Origin of the sequence: Paenibacillus catalpae (genome assembly GCF_900112695.1) — a bacterium.
GTDB classification, from domain to species: domain Bacteria; phylum Bacillota; class Bacilli; order Paenibacillales; family Paenibacillaceae; genus Pristimantibacillus; species Pristimantibacillus catalpae.
This window is the reverse complement of sequence record NZ_FOMT01000002.1, coordinates 465,035-482,060: the sequence shown is the minus strand read 5'-3', so window position 1 is coordinate 482,060 and position 17,026 is coordinate 465,035. Positions and strand designations below refer to the sequence as shown.

The 17,026-nt window shown below is 50.4% G+C and carries 19 protein-coding genes; 4 read left to right on the top strand and 15 right to left on the bottom strand.

Annotated elements, in window-relative coordinates; all coding sequences use genetic code 11:
• Positions 1-13: 13 nt before the first annotated feature.
• Genes BM200_RS09805 through BM200_RS09795 form a run of 3 tightly spaced genes read right to left on the bottom strand, consistent with a single transcriptional unit; the run spans position 14 to position 2,865 of the window.
• Positions 14-910: a glycine betaine ABC transporter substrate-binding protein gene (locus tag BM200_RS09805; protein WP_175532857.1), complete on the bottom strand. Its 897-nt coding sequence runs from the start codon at positions 908-910 to the stop codon at positions 14-16.
• Positions 911-964: 54 nt separating this feature from the next.
• Positions 965-1,639 carry an ABC transporter permease gene (locus BM200_RS09800; RefSeq protein ID WP_175532817.1) on the bottom strand — a complete coding sequence of 225 codons (675 nt, stop codon included), beginning with the start codon at positions 1,637-1,639 and terminating at the stop codon, positions 965-967.
• Complete coding sequence (locus BM200_RS09795; RefSeq protein WP_091184495.1) at positions 1,636-2,865, bottom strand: ABC transporter ATP-binding protein; 1,230 nt, start codon at positions 2,863-2,865, stop codon at positions 1,636-1,638. Before BM200_RS09795 ends, BM200_RS09800 begins: the two co-directional genes overlap by 4 nt.
• A 429-nt stretch (positions 2,866-3,294) precedes the next feature.
• Here BM200_RS09795 and BM200_RS09790 point away from each other — a divergent pair, with 429 nt between their 5' ends.
• The gene (locus BM200_RS09790; protein WP_091184494.1) at positions 3,295-4,026 is read left to right on the top strand and encodes an alpha/beta hydrolase family protein; all 732 of its coding nucleotides are present in this window, start codon (positions 3,295-3,297) and stop codon (positions 4,024-4,026) included.
• Positions 4,027-4,029: 3 nt separating this feature from the next.
• On the opposite strand, the gene BM200_RS09785 is transcribed toward BM200_RS09790, so the two are convergent.
• The 3 genes from BM200_RS09785 to BM200_RS09775 are packed head-to-tail and all read right to left on the bottom strand — an operon-like array spanning position 4,030 to position 6,759.
• Entirely contained in the window at positions 4,030-4,662 is a 633-nt protein-coding gene (locus BM200_RS09785) for a bifunctional 4-hydroxy-2-oxoglutarate aldolase/2-dehydro-3-deoxy-phosphogluconate aldolase (RefSeq protein WP_091184491.1), read from the bottom strand.
• 13 nt (positions 4,663-4,675) lie between these two features.
• Positions 4,676-5,872, bottom strand: a complete 1,197-nt coding sequence (gene mutY, locus BM200_RS09780; RefSeq protein WP_091184490.1) for an A/G-specific adenine glycosylase — start codon at positions 5,870-5,872, stop codon at positions 4,676-4,678.
• Positions 5,872-6,759, bottom strand: coding sequence for an AraC family transcriptional regulator (locus BM200_RS09775; RefSeq protein ID WP_091184487.1), 888 nt, complete (start codon positions 6,757-6,759; stop codon positions 5,872-5,874). Before BM200_RS09775 ends, mutY begins: the two co-directional genes overlap by 1 nt.
• 137 nt (positions 6,760-6,896) lie before the next feature.
• On the opposite strand from BM200_RS09775, the gene BM200_RS09770 reads away from it, so the two are divergent.
• Positions 6,897-7,235, top strand: coding sequence for a c-type cytochrome (locus BM200_RS09770; RefSeq protein WP_091184484.1), 339 nt, complete (start codon positions 6,897-6,899; stop codon positions 7,233-7,235).
• Positions 7,236-7,311: 76 nt separating this feature from the next.
• Here BM200_RS09770 and acpS read toward each other — a convergent pair whose 3' ends face one another.
• From acpS to BM200_RS09740, 7 genes are all read right to left on the bottom strand, one after another.
• Positions 7,312-7,704, bottom strand: coding sequence for a holo-ACP synthase (acpS, locus tag BM200_RS09765; protein ID WP_091184481.1), 393 nt, complete (start codon positions 7,702-7,704; stop codon positions 7,312-7,314).
• Between the two features lie 8 nt (positions 7,705-7,712).
• Positions 7,713-8,522 carry an ammonia-dependent NAD(+) synthetase gene (gene nadE, locus BM200_RS09760; RefSeq protein ID WP_091184479.1) on the bottom strand — a complete coding sequence of 270 codons (810 nt, stop codon included), beginning with the start codon at positions 8,520-8,522 and terminating at the stop codon, positions 7,713-7,715.
• Positions 8,523-8,553: 31 nt separating this feature from the next.
• A complete protein-coding gene (locus tag BM200_RS09755; RefSeq protein ID WP_091184476.1) occupies positions 8,554-8,988 on the bottom strand; it encodes a BrxA/BrxB family bacilliredoxin in 435 nt (144 codons plus the stop codon).
• 81 nt (positions 8,989-9,069) lie between these two features.
• Positions 9,070-9,447, bottom strand: coding sequence for a DUF3905 domain-containing protein (locus BM200_RS09750; protein WP_091184474.1), 378 nt, complete (start codon positions 9,445-9,447; stop codon positions 9,070-9,072).
• 11 nt (positions 9,448-9,458) lie between these two features.
• Positions 9,459-9,590 carry a hypothetical protein gene (locus tag BM200_RS30590; RefSeq protein WP_281248362.1) on the bottom strand — a complete coding sequence of 44 codons (132 nt, stop codon included), beginning with the start codon at positions 9,588-9,590 and terminating at the stop codon, positions 9,459-9,461.
• Positions 9,591-9,664: 74 nt separating this feature from the next.
• Complete coding sequence (locus BM200_RS09745; RefSeq protein WP_245772966.1) at positions 9,665-11,314, bottom strand: ATP-binding protein; 1,650 nt, start codon at positions 11,312-11,314, stop codon at positions 9,665-9,667.
• A gap of 102 nt (positions 11,315-11,416) precedes the next feature.
• Entirely contained in the window at positions 11,417-12,253 is an 837-nt protein-coding gene (locus BM200_RS09740; RefSeq protein WP_091184471.1) for an alpha/beta hydrolase, read from the bottom strand.
• Between the two features lie 141 nt (positions 12,254-12,394).
• On the opposite strand from BM200_RS09740, the gene BM200_RS09735 reads away from it, so the two are divergent.
• Positions 12,395-13,675, top strand: coding sequence for a BaiN/RdsA family NAD(P)/FAD-dependent oxidoreductase (locus tag BM200_RS09735; RefSeq protein WP_091184470.1), 1,281 nt, complete (start codon positions 12,395-12,397; stop codon positions 13,673-13,675).
• A 24-nt stretch (positions 13,676-13,699) separates the two neighbouring features.
• Here the strand turns inward: BM200_RS09735 and BM200_RS09730 are convergent, their stop codons facing one another.
• Positions 13,700-14,092, bottom strand: coding sequence for a hypothetical protein (locus BM200_RS09730; RefSeq protein ID WP_091184467.1), 393 nt, complete (start codon positions 14,090-14,092; stop codon positions 13,700-13,702).
• A gap of 194 nt (positions 14,093-14,286) precedes the next feature.
• Here BM200_RS09730 and BM200_RS09725 point away from each other — a divergent pair, with 194 nt between their 5' ends.
• On the top strand, positions 14,287-15,180 hold the full coding sequence (locus BM200_RS09725; RefSeq protein ID WP_091184465.1) for a helix-turn-helix domain-containing protein: 894 nt from the start codon (positions 14,287-14,289) through the stop codon (positions 15,178-15,180).
• Between the two features lie 36 nt (positions 15,181-15,216).
• Here the strand turns inward: BM200_RS09725 and BM200_RS09720 are convergent, their stop codons facing one another.
• Positions 15,217-16,947, bottom strand: a complete 1,731-nt coding sequence (locus BM200_RS09720) for a methyl-accepting chemotaxis protein (RefSeq protein WP_091184462.1) — start codon at positions 16,945-16,947, stop codon at positions 15,217-15,219.
• Positions 16,948-17,026: the final 79 nt, after the last annotated feature.

Here is a 17,026-nt window from a genome sequence, read left to right as displayed (position 1 = left end):
TCGCTTCACTCCATTACTTCAGCAATCCAACCTTTTTCAAATACTCCTCGGCTACCCTTTTCTCATTCCGTTTATTTACATCAACCTCGTAGTTCAGATCAATCATTGTCTTGGCATCCAGCTTGCCGATGAGAAGGTCAATGACCTCCTGCAGCTCCGGGTGCTTCTCCAATACTTCCTTGCGAATAACAGGAGAAGCATCGTAAGGCGGGAAGAAATGCTTGTCATCCTCGAGCGTAACGAGCTCGTACTGCTTGAGGCGTGCGTCTGTGGAATAAGCGACTACGATGTCCATTTTATTGGTTGCAATCGCATTGTAGACAAGCGCAACCTCCATCGGATATACCTTGCCAAACGTTATGCCATACACCTTCTGAAAATCCTCATAGCCGTCACCTTCACGTTCCAGCCACGACGTATCGACGCCAAGTCTCATCGACTGTGCCTTGTCCTTCACATCCGATATTTGATGAAGCTGCTCCTTCTCCGCCAGCTCCTTGCGGACCGTGAACGCATACGTATTCTCGAAGCCATAGGAATCAAACCATTTGAGCCCGTAATGCTTATCGAAGCCCTCTTGTGCCTGCTTCAAAATACTGGCCCGGTCATTCGTGCGCTCAATCGGGAAATAATTATCCAGAATGATCCCCGAATAGAGCGACGCCATCTGAATGTCATCCCTTGTTAAGGCATCAAGCACAACCGTGCTTGTCGCCAGATCAGGCATAACCTTCACCTTCATATTCGTCCGATCCTCAATGAGGAGCTTATACATATTCGCGAGGATCTTTGGTTCAGAGAAGGTCTGCGTCCCGATGATAATCCTGTTGCCGTTACCGCAGCCTGATAGAAAGACACAAACAGCGATTAACGCAGCGGCTAGCGGCGCGAATGTTGCATGTCTTGCCATGCCTTTCATCCGTATTGGCATCTGCCTATGTCGCATTTCCAATTCCTCCTGCTGTCATACCGTACCGGATGCCGGTGCGCTTCTCGTCTTGGCCGTCACCCATTTCTCCGCGAGTCCCAGCAGAAAATCTGCCGCAAGCGCGAGAATAACGGCCAGAATAGCTCCGGTTACAATCAGTTCCTTCTTATTGACACCCATACCGGAGAAGATGAGCTGTCCCAGACCGCCGGCTCCAATTAATGTCGCAAGCGTTGCCCAGCTGATAATATATACCGTTGTGACGCGCAGCCCCGACATAATGTACGGGAAAGACAGCGGGAGCTGCACGCGGAGAAGTCGCTGCATGCGGCTGTAGCCCATCCCGCGGGCCGCTTCCATCACATTAGGATCAACGGCCTTGAAGCCGGAGTACGTGTTGCGCATAATCGGCATAATCGAATAGAGAAACAGCGCGAAGACAGCTGGCGCACGTCCGATTCCAAGCAGCGGAATCAATATGGCGAGCAGCGCCAGGCTCGGAATCGTCTGCAGCACATTGGCAATGGTAAATACAACGCTGTTAAGCCAGCCCATCCGGCTTCCCGCAAGCCATACTCCGGCAGGGATCGCAACAATCGCACCCAGGATGATCGAAAGGGCAGAAATATAAATATGATCGCGAAGAGCAATTAGAATATCCTCCTGCCTGCTCGTCAAGAAGGAAGCATATTCAGACAGCCAGTCCATCATGAGCGCTCTCCCCTTTCATCATCTTGATGGGTCTCTGCCGGCTCACTCGGAGCTTCCTCCTTCAGCTTCTCCGCTTCCGCAGTAAGCTCCTCCAGACTCATTTCATCAGGATTATAGATCTCTGCCATATGCCGCACGACACTCCCCCTCGTAACCAGTCCTGCCAGATGTCCATCCCGGACAACAGGCACGTAAGGCAAGCCGTGCTCATTCATCAGCGTCAAGGCAAGCGCAACCGAGGAACCGGATTCCACCACATGAACAAAAGGCTTCATGATATCGGCGAGACGAGTGTCTTCATGTCTATATCCTTTCAGTACGTTGAATATAGAAACATAACCGAGCAGCTCTCTTTTTTTACCAACAATAATCAAGGAGTCGACCCGATGCCTCTCCATGAATTGGATCGCTGCCGCCATCCCTCGTTCAGGAGAAGCCGTAACCGGGTTGAGCGACATGACGTCATCAACGGTTAGGCCAGGGTCAAGCGTATCGCTCGTCAGATGCTTCTTTCCAATAAAGCTTGTGACAAACTCATTCGCCGGATGCCTCAAAATATGCTCAGGTGAACCGGTTTGCACAACCTTGCCATCCTTCATCAGAACGATTGTATCGGCGATTTTGATCGCTTCATCCATATCATGCGTTACGAATACAATCGTCTTCTTCAGCTCCTGCTGAAGGCGGATCAACTCATCCTGAAGCTGTTCCCGGCTTATCGGATCAAGTGCGCTAAACGGCTCATCCAGCAAAATAACGTCAGGGTCAGCTGCAAGCGCTCGGATAACGCCAATCCGCTGCTGCTGTCCACCGCTCAGCTCCGAAGGGTACCGATTGCGGTAGACATCAGGGTTCAGATTTACCATGCTGAGAAGCTCATCAACCTTGCCCGCGGTAACCTCTTTATCCCACTTCAGCAGTCTTGGCACGACCGCTACATTCTTCGCGATATTCATATGCGGGAATAGACCGACATTTTGAATAACATAGCCGATGCTTCTGCGCAGCTCAACGGGATCAATACTGGAGATGTCCTTGTCCCGAATATAGATTTTGCCGCTCGTCGGATTGTTCAGGCGGTTAATATGCTTCATGAGGGTGGACTTGCCGCAGCCGCTGGGACCAATCAATACCGTCAATTCGCCCTCTTTAATCTCCAGATTTATTGTTTTTAATGCTTCAAAGCCGTCATCGTATGTTTTTTTGACGTTCTCGAATCGGATCATCTATTGTTCAACCTCCGAATTTTCTTACGTTTAGACTTTCCGAATAGTGCGCAAAAAATGCCATATGTACAAGATTAAGGTGTTGCTTGCTTGAGAATAGCTGTTATCCGCGTCCAATCCTATTCAGTGCCTAGTTATTACACTCTTTATGGACGGTTGAAACATTCTGTGAAAAATGATTCCCTATCTGAGTAAATGCTCATAGAGTCACTACATTGTAATCTTCCTGTAACACTGCACTCAGATTCCTTTCATTTACACAAACTATAATAATAGACATGACCCCCCTTTATTATATTTCTCTCTTGCAGCCTGCGGCCCCCGTGCCGCAGGCTCTTTGTTTTTTATAAAGTCATCGAAGTTTAGGAAGCTTTTCGCGGGAAATGATGATAGTCTAATGAAGTGATTGATACTTGTCGGAGGGGAATTATGAATCCTAATCAAATCAGTATTGCAGATGTGCCCTGCCTGCTCGTGGAGCCTGCCGGGCAGCCAATCGGCACCGTTCTCTTATATCATGGCTGGGGTTCTTCCATGGAAAGCTACCAGTTCTTTGCATCGTTGATCGCAGGCTGGGGATATAAAGTTGTTGTTCCGGAGCTGCTGCATCACGGACAACGCGGCAAGCTGGATTATGCGAATCCGGAAGTATTAGAGAAGCAGTTCCTGGAGATTGTACTGCAAGGGGTAAAAGAAGCCCGGTCGATCATAGACGAGCTCTCTGCATCGAGCGGCTGTATCGGCATCATCGGGCATTCGGCCGGAGGTTTTATCGCTGCAGGCACCTTTGCCAAACATGCCTCCTTGCAAGCGGGCGTCGTTATCAACGGCTCCTGTGCGTGGCTGAGATTCGAGGAGAAATACCTTGAATATATGGGAAAAACGCCGCTCACTCCAGAGGAGAGAACGGCGCTTAAAGCCCATGACCCTTTTACGCAATTAACGTTTGAGGATCAGCGGGCGCTCTTGCTGCTTCACGGCAAAGAAGATACAACCGTTCCGATCGACAGCCAGCGGTATTTCATGACTAACATGTCCCATGTATCATCCGAGCAACTTCATATGATTGAATACAGCGGAGTCAATCATCACGTCACGCTCAAGATGCTGGAGCAATCCAAGCTGTGGCTGGACCGTCATATCGGACACAAACACAACTAAATTCTACAAAGAACGGACGGCCTCCACAAACTGGCGTGCCCGGTCGGTGATCAGGTCAAACCTGCCTTCACGGACCCATTCCAGGTTCAGCAGCTTGCCTCCCATTCCGACAGCATTGGCGCCTGCGGCAAAATAGTCGGCGATATTATGAAGATCCACGCCGCCGGTCGCCATAATCGGAATGGAATCAAGCGGTCCGCGGATTTCCGTTAAGTATTTGGTGCCAAGCGTTCCCATCGGGAACAGCTTTACCGCTTCGGCACCGGCCTTCCAGGCTTTCACGATTTCTGTTGGCGTCATAACGCCGGGCCATACCGATACGCCATTCTCATGTCCGTAACGGACAACCTCTTCATCCAGATTCGGCGAAATAAGGAACTGCGCCCCTGCATCGACTGCGGTCTTCGCCATCTCCACATCAAGCACAGTGCCGGCTCCTACTGCCGCCTGCCCGTCGAACCGGCTGCGCCAGCGTTTAATCATCACCGCTGCGCCAGGCGTGTTCATCGTAATCTCCATCATACGAATACCGCCATCAATCAAAGCTTGTCCGGCCGCATCCGCATCAGAGTCTTCAATTCCCCGCAGTATCGCAACAATCTTATTCTCAAGCAGCAAATCCAGCATCTTACTCATGTTATTGTCCCCTTTACGTCCAATAATCCCGCAATATGCGGAGGAATAGATTCGGAAAAGCTAATGTCTCCATATCCGCCGGACCAATCCAGCGGTATTCCCCTTGTTTGCCTTCAGCTTCGTAAGCAGCAGCCGTCTCCGCAGCCAAGCTTGCGCCAGCAGCATCTGCCAGCTCCGCATGAGCACCAAGATCAGCCAGGTAAATCCGCATTTTCCAATGAATATGGCTGAAGATATGATCCGAATCCATGAACCAGCGCCGCGGACGGATAAGAAGGCCAGTTTCCTCATCCATCGAGCGGGTTAACCATTCCCCGGCTTCTGCCGCGCTCAAACCGCCTTCTTCCCCAGCAGCTTCAATAACGGACTCCCGGTCCTTCGGCACGAGCAGATGAGGCAACTCCCACATCTGAGCAAGCAATCCGGTCTCCGGGCGCTGCCGGACCAGAATCTTGCCTTCATTTACGCCAGTGCCGGTAATAATGACAGCTACCCGTTTTTCCGGACGAGGCGGCTTCGCCTTGGTCTTGATCGGCAGCTCTGTTTCCCGGCCGGCCAGCCGCGCCGCGCAATGCTCCATTACCGGACATGGCAGGCAGCTTGGCGATTTTGGCGTACAGACAAGCGCTCCCAGCTCCATCAGTGCCTGATTGAAATCCCCTGCAGCCCCTTCCGGAATCAGAGATACCGCTAGCTTTTCAATACCAACTCGTGTGGCCGGCTTCGCAATATCCTCCTCCAGACAGAAATATCTGGACAGAACCCTCATGACATTGCCGTCAACCGCAGGCTCCGCGCGATTAAAGGCAATGCTCATAATAGCCCCGGTTGTATAGGGGCCAACGCCTTTTAAGCCAGCAACCGCTGTTTTGTCATCCGGCACAACGCCACCGTACCGTTCCACCACTTCGCGCGCTCCAGCCTGCAGGTTCCGGGCACGCGAATAATAGCCAAGTCCCTCCCAGCATTTCAGCACTTCCGGCTCCGGCGCTTCAGCAAGCGCGCGCACGGTCGGAAACTTGTTCATGAACCGCTCATAGTAAGGAATAACCGTGTCTACACGGGTCTGCTGCAGCATAATCTCAGACACCCATACCCGGTATGGATCCTGATTCATCCGCCATGGCAAATCCCGCTTTATCCTTCTATACCAGGTAAGCAGCTCTTGGCTGAAGTAGGCTTTGGCCACTTCATTATTAATGGCTTCCACTATTCTGTCACCTCTTTATTTACCTTGCCTTCTTGCGCCCTTAAAAGTTCAGCCCGCATAAAGCGACGATATTGCTTAGGAGTAATTCCCGTCTGTCGCTTGAGCAGTCTCGGCAGATAATGATTAAGCATCCCCACCCTGCCTGCAATTTCGGAAATCGGGAGATCGGTCTCCTTCAGCAGCTTCTTCGCCAGCTCCAGACGCCGCTCCGTTACATATTGGATAGGGGAGCAGCCCATAATCGTTCGGAAAGACGTAATCAAATAGTTCGGATGAAGATACGCTACCTTTGCCAAATCTTCAATCTGAATGTTATGGTGCAAATTCTTCTCGATGTAATCAATGACTTCGGTCCATTTCGCTCCGCCTTCAAGGCATTCATAATAAGGATCCTTGGATAGCCTTAATGCACTGTTATCAATGTAATAAGACAATAACTCCAGTATTGCTGCTTTTAATTTCAAGCTGCTGGTAATCGTCTCTTGAGAATGGGCCTGAATCATCCGCTCTACAATGCTGATCACATACTGCTCATCCTCAATTGGAATAGAGGAGGAAAGCGGCAGCCTGAGCAGCTTGATATACTTAAAATCCTGTGTTTCCACCCGGAAATTGCACCAGTAAATCTTTGCTTTCTTCTGCATGATTACTTCATAGGTTTCAAACAATTTAGGCCGTAACAAATACAATTTCTTTGGTTCTACGTCATAGGTCTTGCCATTCATTATCACAACGGCTGTTCCTTCTTGCAAATAACAAAACCGATAAAAGTCGATACCGTCCCGATTGTCGGTCCAGCCAACATCTTTCACGGAATAAGCAGCCATAATAACCTCTGGATCAAGCAGAGCAATTTGCCGTTGTAATATTCTTTCATTCGTATCCATGACTACCCCTGTTGTCTTGTCTAGTTTTCGCAAATTATTTACTCTATTATATAAGCTATGGCGACAAAATCATATTGGAAGTTAAATCATCTATTTAGATTTATTTTAAACTGGACATAAGAAAGAAGGAACTGTACATGTTTATAAAATCCTTAGTCGCCGCTGCCACGGTTGCTGTTCTTCTTGCAGGCTGCGGGAATAGCGGCAGCAACGGATCTTCCATCTCAACCCGTCATATGGATGCACCGGAGAAGACAGGAGCTGTCTACAAAGCGAATTGTGTCAGCTGTCACGGCTCTGACCTGCAAGGACGAATGGGAGCGCAGACCAACCTGCAGCAGGTTGGCGCACGTATGACCGAACAGGAAATGGCTGAGCAAATCAAGCATGGCGGAGGCTCTATGCCGCCCTTCGAAGAACGTCTGACGGACGAGCAGATTGCCGGCCTTGCCGCTTGGCTTGCAGGCAAGAAGTAGCCTTCCGTTATACAAACAGAAAAAGGCTGATCCGATAAGCAGCTCCAGCAGCCGCTTGACGATCAGCCTTTTTCTATTATATCTGTTCCATAATCGCTACTGCAGATGCGATTGTGCGATCATGTGTAATCGTAATATGAATACGGTACCTCTCAGACGCCAATTCAAGCCGCTCCCAGGCTGCCCCGGACAAATAACATTCCGGTTTCCCCTCAGGTCCGCGCAAAATATCAATATCGGCAAAGCCGACCTTGGCTCCGATCCCGCAGCCTAAAGCCTTGACCACAGCTTCCTTCGCCGCAAATCTTCCTGCCGTAAATTGCGCCAGACGCTTGCTCTCATAGCTGCCGGCTAGATCCCGTTCCCGACTCGTCAATATGCGGTTCAGGAACCGTTCACCCGCTTTGCCCGCAAGCAGCACGGTAATCCGGTCCATGTCCGTCACATCATGCCCGATCCCTGCAATCATCGTCTGGATCAGATTCCCGGAATCGGGGAACGCTTATGCTCAGTACGCAGATATTGCTTCTCGAGCTTCGCTTTCGCTTCCGCTCCGATTTCTTTCCCTTCGAGATAAGCGCTGTTCTCGTCATAGAGAATGCCCAGCTCCGACTCGTCGGTCTGTCCATCCCAAAGCCCTGCGGTTGGTGCTTTGTCGAGAATACTTTGCGGTACGCCAAGCACGCTTGCGAGCTGGCGGACCTGGCGTTTGTTCAGCGAGCTGAGCGGCGTAATATCGACCGCACCGTCGCCCCATTTCGTGAAGAAGCCGGTGATCGCCTCGGACGCATGATCCGTACCAACAACAAGCAAATTAAGGTCAAAAGCAAGCGCGTATTGAACAACCATCCGCGTTCTTGCCTTTACATTGCCCTTGCCGCCGCGGCTTAAGTGACGCGAGATTCCGATTGCCTTGAGCGCATGCTCGGTCTCAAGCGCAATCTCATCCACCGCTTCGCCAATATTCGTCTCCACCTTATGCTTCAGATGGAAGGCTTCCGCTGTAGCATAGCTGTCCTGAATATCCACTTGCTCCCCATAAGGCTGAAATACGCCGAGCGTCATATATTCCCGGCCGGTCTCAGCAGACAATTCATCCGTTGCCATCTTGCACAGGCCAGTCGTAACCGCGCTGTCGATACCGCCGCTAATCGCAATCAATAGGCCCGTTGTGCCCGACTTCTTAACGTACTCCTTCAAGAAGTCAACGCGCTTCCGGATTTCCGCAGCGGGATCAATCTCCGACTGGACGCCGAAGCGCTCGATTATTTCCTGTTGTAAACTCATAGCACTTGTCTCTCCCTGCTCCAACTGCCGATTAACGGCAGTAACGGTCAAATGCGTTCGTCAGATCAGCCGCAATTTCCGCTGCGGAACGGTTCTCGATTTGATGACGTTCGATGAAATGCACAAGCTCGCCGTCTTTCATCAGAGCGATTGACGGGGAAGATGGCGGGTATGGCGCGAAGTACTCGCGTGCTTTCGCCGTTGCTTCTTTATCTTGACCTGCAAATACGGTATACAGGTGATCTGGTGTAATGTCATGCTGCAGAGCTTCAGCAACGCCTGGACGGCATTGACCTGCAGCACAGCCGCAAACCGAGTTAACGACTACGAGAGTTGTTCCTTTTGCATCCGGCAGCGAATCCGCTACTTCTTCAGGGGTACGAAGCTCTTTGATCCCGATTCGGGTCAAGTCGTCACGCATAGGTTGAACCATATCCAGCATATATCTTTCAAATGACATCGACATTTGAAGCACACTCCTTTGTAATAACCTAATTTTAGTTACTATTATACCGCCCGTTATGAAAATAAAGCAACCGGAGCGCACTCACTCCGGTTGCTTTTGCTGTACTTCCTCCGAGTTGGGAATACGATCTCCTGCCCGGTAAGCGCTATTCTTGTCCTGATGCATAAAGATACCCGCCTGAGGCGGAATTCCCCGTTCGAAATAATCCCGGTTCTCGGCGGTTAGAAACCCGATATCCTTATAAGGATGAACCCACTGGTCCCCCGCCATTACGGCCGGGTCCGTGTCGGTACTCCACTGATTAAGCGGAGAGTCCGGCGAATCATAATGATGATCCCCAATTACAACGCCATGCTCGTTAACGAACGGTTCGCGCGGGCCTCTGCCCTCACGGAATTCCGGGAGAAAAGAGATTTCGAACGGATCAAGTGACGGATCGTCCTCTTTGCCCTTGCCCATCACCTTTACCCTTAAATCGAAGGGCGGTTTGGCCCATCCAGCTTTTTATCAAAGCCCGCTTCTCCTGGAGCGGCTGCCCCAGCTTTATTTTTGTTTTCTTGCTCGGTTTGCTCCATTGAGTTGCCATTTTTGTTTTTTGCCATCGTAGAAGTCCTCCTGTATATGACTGATCTTCAAACGATAGTATGCACGTTAGGCACAAGCTTTATGTCCCTTCTCACGCCGACTGCCGGATGAACGAGACGATAAAGCTCGTTCCGACTCCCTGCTCCGATTCAACGTCAATTCGCCCATTATGGCGCTCCGCGATGCTGACGCAAAGAGGAAGTCCAAGTCCTGTTCCTTGCGTCTTGGTCGAGAAGAACGGATCAAAGATACGCTGCTTCTGCTCTTCGGATATGCCTACGCCTTGATCTTGTATCCGAAGCACAATTTCTTCTTTATCGGCCAGGTAAGAGGTATGTATCGACAAACAGCCCTTCTCGTTCATTGCTTCCATACCGTTGCGCGCCAGGTTCAGAAGCAGCTGCTTGATCTCTTTCTCATTCAGTTGAATGGACGGAATAAAGTCGCATAGCTCCACTTCGATCGTCTGGCCCCGCAGATTGGCATCCGCATTCAAGAGCGGAATCATTTCCCGGATAATATCATGCAGCGAGCCTTCCTCCATCGTTAGCGCCCGGTTTTGGGCTAGCGACAGAAAGTCGCTAATGATCGTGTTCGCCCGGTCCAGCTCGTCCATCACAATCCCGAAGTAGGTCTGCTGATTATCCGGACTTCGCTCCCGCATAAGCTGCACGAAACCGCGGATTACGGCCATCGGATTACGGATCTCGTGGGTAATGCTGGCCGCCATCTGCCCAATCAGGCTGAGGCGCTCCATCCGTCCCACCTCGCTCCGGAGCAGTGACAATTCCGAAATATCATGCGCGGTCAGAACGGCCCCGGTCACTGCATCCGTTTGCAGATTGCGAATGCAGAAGGCCGTCTTCAGCAAGGTCCGGCCGTTCTCCACTTGGGGAAGCTCCCGCACTAGACTATGTCCATTAAGCGCCTCGCGAAGCAGCTTCACATTCGTATCCTGCTTTCCGTCACCAAAGAAATCATAGAAGTATTGACCGATGATATTTTGGCCACCGGCGAGCATTTGAACGCCCATCTCGTTCAGATGAGTGATTTTGCCATATTGATTCACCAGAATGACCGCAATCTTCGTCTGATCAATAAACTGCTCCAGCTTCTCCACTTCCTGCTGGTAGCTCAGAGACATCCGCGTCACTTCATAATGCAGCTGGGCATTCTCCTTGAAGCTTTCTACCGCGTAGACCGAGATCCATGCCGAGATCATCGTCATAACAACGGTAAGAAGAGTAAGCAGAACAAACTCCAACGTCACGGGCATACCGGTCGTGACAACGGCCACGACAAAAGAAAGGATAACAAAAGCACACATGCCCGAAATGAGCATCATCACGATCCTGATCTTGCGGCGCCGGTCAGCCCGCTGGAAGGGACCATGGACAGCCAGTAATACGGCAATATATATAATGATAAAAACAACAAATACAACCGTTTCCCCTATACTATCGAGATATTCTATTCGAAGCGCCGTATATACGCCGCTTAATAATAGAAGATAGTAGGGCCCTCCGTACAATGAACCGATTAATAAGGGCAAAAGCCGGAAATTCAGTTCGCATCCGTGATAGTCTTTCGTAAAAATCATGCAAAGTGCCATAGCCACACAGTTGGATAACCCCATCATCACGGGAATTTTCCGCCAATTACGGCTTGAATTATGCCATAACTGGAAGGCAAAGGCAGGTACTAGCGTAATAAAGAATTGTAACATCAATTCTTTCAACACGGACGATCAGTCTCCCCAACAACGAATCACTCATGTTATATTAAATTAACCTGTCTTTACCTATTCATCTGATAGTCCGATTAAATCACAACTCTCAGTATTTTACAATCGCCTAGTTATCCAGTTAGTAACAATATTTAATAAATGTACGGCAAAAATATCATTATGCAGCTCATGATAACCGCCTTCATACGCAACAAATTTACACCTGTCTCCGAGATGCTCCGCTACCTCTTTGCTTGCTTCAAAGGAAGTTACCTTATCCCCCGTGCCATGCAGCAGCAATACGGGAACTTGAAGCTCCTTGCTATGCGCGATCGCCCACTCGCCGGCATCGGTCATGATATGGAAGGTCCGGATCGTGATGGAGCTATGGCATAACGGATCGCCCAAGAACGTTATGGCGTGCTCGTAGCCTGGGCGATATAGATCATCCGGGCTGATCCCGGTGGATAACGACAGCTTTGGCATAACCCGCACAAGAAGCCGGGCAAGTGCCTTCATTACAGCATTGGGGCCTTTGGCAAGCCGCAGCCAAGGACTGCTCAGGATGAGACCTTCGATGTTTGGCTGCAGCCGAAGCGCGCAATTAAGGGCAACATTGCCTCCCATGCTGTGGCCGTAAAGAAAGGACGGAAGCTGCGGATGGCGCGTTCCGGCTTGCTCCAGCAAGAGCCCCGCATTATGAACAGCTGTTTCTATAGATGAAAGATGTCCCCTTTGTCCGGCAGAAAGGCCATGTCCCTCCTGATCATGGGCAAGCACCGCATAGCCTTCGCCCGTCAGTCTCTCCGCTACCGCCGAATATCGTTCCCCATGCTCACCCATTCCGTGCACAATACATATAACGCCCTTTGGCTCTTTCCCGTCAGGAAGCCACTCTCTTGCGTAAATGTCAGTGCCGTTTGCTCCGCTGAACCGCCAGTCCGTCCGTTTCATCCGCGCTCCGCTCCTTTTAGGTTAACTTGTCATCATTATATTTCATTTGCGGAAAAATGAACTTATGCATTCTTAAATTTCAAAAAAGAATGTTACAATACAAAAAGAAGAAAAAGTATGAAGTCAGGAGCAATGCGAACCATGTTTGATGTTATTATTATCGGCGGCGGACCGTCCGGATTGATGGCTGCTGTGGCAGCCAGCGGAGCCGGCGCGTCTACCCTCCTCATTGATAAAGGAGACAAGCTCGGCCGCAAGCTGGGGATTTCCGGCGGAGGCCGGTGCAATGTAACCAACGCGAATGAAATGGATGAATTAATCCGTAATATTCCGGGAAACGGGCGGTTTCTGTTCAGCGCCTTGAATCAATTCGGCAACCGGGAGATTATCGCCTTTTTTGAAGGCATGGGCATTGCCTTGAAGGAAGAAGACCGCGGACGGATGTTCCCAGTGTCAGACAAGGCGAAGACGGTTGTTGATGCATTGATCCGCAAGGTGAGAGAGCAAGGTGTCGAGATCCGCACGAATATGCCGGTGAAAGAAGTGATGTACGAGGACGGTGTTGTTACGGGCATCCGGCTTGCTTCTAACGAAATCATCAACACCAAGGCCGTTATTATCGCTACGGGCGGCAAATCCGTTCCTCATACAGGTTCCACCGGTGACGGCTATCCATGGGCGAAAAAAGCCGGGCATACGATTACGGATCTGTACCCGACGGAGGTTCCTCTCACGTCGGCTGAGCCGTGGATTCGGAGCAAGGAGCTGCAGGGATTGTCGCTGCGCGATGTTACCCTTACCGTCTGGAATGCCAAGAACAAGAAGCTTGTCTCCCATGACGGAGATATGATCTTCACCCACTTTGGCTTATCGGGACCTGCGGCGCTGCGCTGCAGCCAGTTTGTCGTTAAGGAGCTTAAGAAAGCTTCTGAAAGCGAAGACGGCAAACGTACCGTATTAGTCACTATTGATTTGATGCCTGGCCAATCGGAAGCGGAGATTTACGAAGAGACCTTAAAGCTGTCCAAGCTCGAGCCTAAAAAGGCTATCAAAAACGTGCTGCGCGGCTATTTGCAGGAACGGCTGCTGGAGCTTTTGCTCCACCAATGCGAGATCAACGGCGATATTACGTACGATAATATTCCAAGAGAGCCATGGCGCGAGCTGGCAAAACGAATAAAGCAATTCCCTGTGGCTGTAAACGGGACTTTATCAATCGAAGAAGCTTTTGTAACCGGGGGCGGAGTACATCTGAAGGAGATTGATCCGAAGACGATGCAGTCGAAGCTTGTCCAGGGGCTTTACTTCTGCGGAGAGGTGCTCGATATCCACGGTTATACGGGAGGCTACAATATTACGGCCGCATTTACGACGGGCCACAGCGCAGGAACAAGCGCGGCATCGGCTGCTTTAAGCAGCTGACGCCGCGCTTTTCCTTTTCCTTGATTAAATGTGTACATCCCCGGAGAAATGTCCGTATTCTCCCGGATCGGGCAAAAACTCATTGCTTGTATCCGCATCATCATCCCGGTTATGCAGCCCCGAGGCTTCCTCTGCCCCGACCCAGTCCTCATTGACGATATGTGCCGGAATCGTGATCGCGTTCATGGAATACGCGGAATCAGTGACTGCCCCATTCTGGATCGCAGACTGTTCCACCAGCTGACCTCCGTGAGACATGGCAATTTCCAGTGCTGAAGTCAAATCGGTTCCATCCACATGAATATGAAGGCGGTTCCCCTCATGCATGAGAGGTTCATAACCCAGCTCCTGCAGGGTATCCCGTGCCAGCGCAGCGCTAAAGGAGTCTGCGAAATCAAATAAAATGGCCGAACTCATCGTCTCATCTCCTTCAATAGGCTCTCGAATATTAGGATTCCCTAACTTTACCGAAATTTATGATTAAAAGCTGTTGTCATTTCAACAAAAGTTTATATAATTTAAGTTATACTATTACGCGTTAGTTTTCTTGACACTATATGTTATATTAGATTGGTGATCCAATCAATAACTTCCAGGAAGGTGACAGAGCGATGGATAATGTGTTTTATTTATTAGCTGATCCGATGTTTATCGTCGAGCTTGAGCATAACCGCTGGTATATACGTGACATCAATTATGCCTTCACTAAGTTGACCGGATATAAGAAAGCAGAATTGGCGGATGCCGATCCTGACGGATTATTAAGAAGAGGATATACGTTTGGCGGACTCATGACTCAGCTTGGCGACGACAACGAGCAGACTGTCGAACAAGAGCTGATCTCCAAGACAACAGCGTCTATTCCCGTACGATTCACCTGCCGCCGGCTGCCCTCCAGCCAGCAAACTTGCTATATTATTATCTGCAAAGACTATTCAGAGGAGAAGTATATCGAGGAATTCGCCATGGATAATCAGATTCTGATGAGCATTGGAGTGTCCGATCAATTCCGGATTACAAGCGCCACCAGATATTACTCCCCATTCAAACAGCGGGGCGCCAACCTGATTAATCAAGTCGTATTCGACCACGTGGCGGAAGAAAGCCGCAAATCGCTTCGCCGCATCATGGAATACTCGCGTACCCACGGAACAACCGAACATGCGGATATCCGTCTATTCGTTGGAGATCAATTGCGGATGACAACAGCTGTGATTAAGCCCTTCTACTCCGGCAACAAAGAATTCAAAAGCTACGTCATCCTGCTGACCGGAATATTGCAGCCGGCCCGGGAAGAAGACGCCGCCTACAAGCTCCGCATGCTTATGCTGAACAAGAACATTACCGCGACGTCCCTGGCTCAGTCCACGCTTATTTCCCTTACAACCATCTCCAAGATTCGCAACGGTAAAATCAAAAAGCCCCAGCGCCTCACGGCTGAATTAATAGCCGGAGAGCTGGGGGTTAAGCCGGAAACGATTTGGAGCGGCTTTAAACGTTATTAGCCGTTGGCAAACGTCTTTAGCCGTTAGTAAACGTCTTTAAAAACGGAACTTCATAACCAGATCATTCAAATCCTGCGCAATCTCCGTCAAACCGCCCGCAGCTGAAGCAATTTCTTCGGCAGAGGCGGTTTGTTTGTCTGCACTAACCGCGACCGTTCTTGCCATATCATAAGTTCGGCGGGCAATCTCAGTCAGCTGGTCAATGGAAGCCGACACTTCCTCCGAGTTTGCGGCAAGCTGCTCGGCAGCAGCGGCAACTTCCTCAATCTTGCCGGATACATCGCCGGCTGCAGCCGTAATTTGACGAAATGAACGGCCAGCCGCATTGACATTTTCCAGCCCCTTTATCGTTTCCGCACGGCTTGCGTTCATTTTATCCACGGTCAGAATGGTATCTTCTTTAATCTTCCCGATAACGCCGGCAATGTCGGAGACCGAGGACGCGGTTTGAACCGACAGCTTGCGCACCTCTTCCGCCACGACAGCAAATCCCTTACCTGCTTCTCCGGCTCTTGCTGCTTCAATAGCCGCATTAAGCGCGAGCAGATTCGTCTGTTTGGATATTGAACCGATGAAATCGGTTATCTTGCCTATGTTGTTCATACGGCTCTCGAGCAGCTTCACATGTTCAGCAGCCGATCGAACCGTTTCGTCAATGACGGCCATCGTTTGGACGGCTTGACTGATAGTCTCTGCTCCTTCCTTCGCCTGCCGCTCCGCCTTTGACGACAGCTCTGCCGCGACCGAGCTGCTCTCCGCGATCCGCTGTGTCCCATGTGCCATCTCTTCGGTTGAACGGCCAATTTCCTCAAAGCTGTCCAGCTGCTCCTGCGAACCCGATGCCGCTTCCCGGAACATCGTTGACGCCTGTTCGACCGCACCGGCATTCTGTTCAGATGCTGCAAGCATCTCTTCCGACGAAGCCGAAATATTGGTTGATGCCGCCTGTACGCTTTGCATCGCCTTGCGAAGTGATTCGACCATATCTTCAAGCGCATGCACCATGACACCAATCTCGTCCCGGTTTCTGACCTTGGGAATGGTTACCGTCAAGGAGCCGCCTGCCACTTCAGCAAGCACTTCCGATGAGCGCTTAATTGGAAGCGATATGGTTCTGCGCACATAATACAGAAGGGCCAGAATCAGGATCAAGGCAGCGCCAAGACCGCAGGCAATCGTCAATACCGCCTCACGGTTAATGCTTTCGCTTGATTTCTCCGCAGCCTTCGCCCCTTCCTCATTCATCCGGATTAGCGTATTAATGTAAGACTGCATCGTGCTGAAGGACTGCTCCGATGCCATCAAGGCATCGCCGACTTGCTTCTCGTCCTGCTGGTTCGAGTATCGGATCACATTCCGGTACAAAGCCAGATAAGCCTTCCATTCTCCCTCCAGGTTACGGGACAAGTTCATATCATCGCCTGTTTTCGGAAGAGACATGAATGCCTGCAGCTTCTGCTGCAAAATGACAACGGTATATTCGCCGTCCTCCTCCAGCATTTTGCGCTTCAATGCATTGCTCTCTCCCGCCATCTTGTATTGAATGGTCAGCATATGCTCGTTCAAATAATTGATCTCGTTGATAGCCTTAATATTGGCGAGCCATACCTGTGATATTTCCTGCGCGTTATTCGTAAGCTTCCCCATCCGGTCAAAGCTGAGCATGCCGTTCACCGCCATAAGAATGACGATCGCAAGGAAGGATAAGGTCAGTCTCTGGCTCAATGAGATTCTCCACTTCCGCTTGTTCCTGAATGTTTGCTGCATATAAAGCCCTCCTCTGGACCCGCTCGACTATGATGTTAGTATATCTTACATACAAATAACAACCAACGTCTTAAGCATG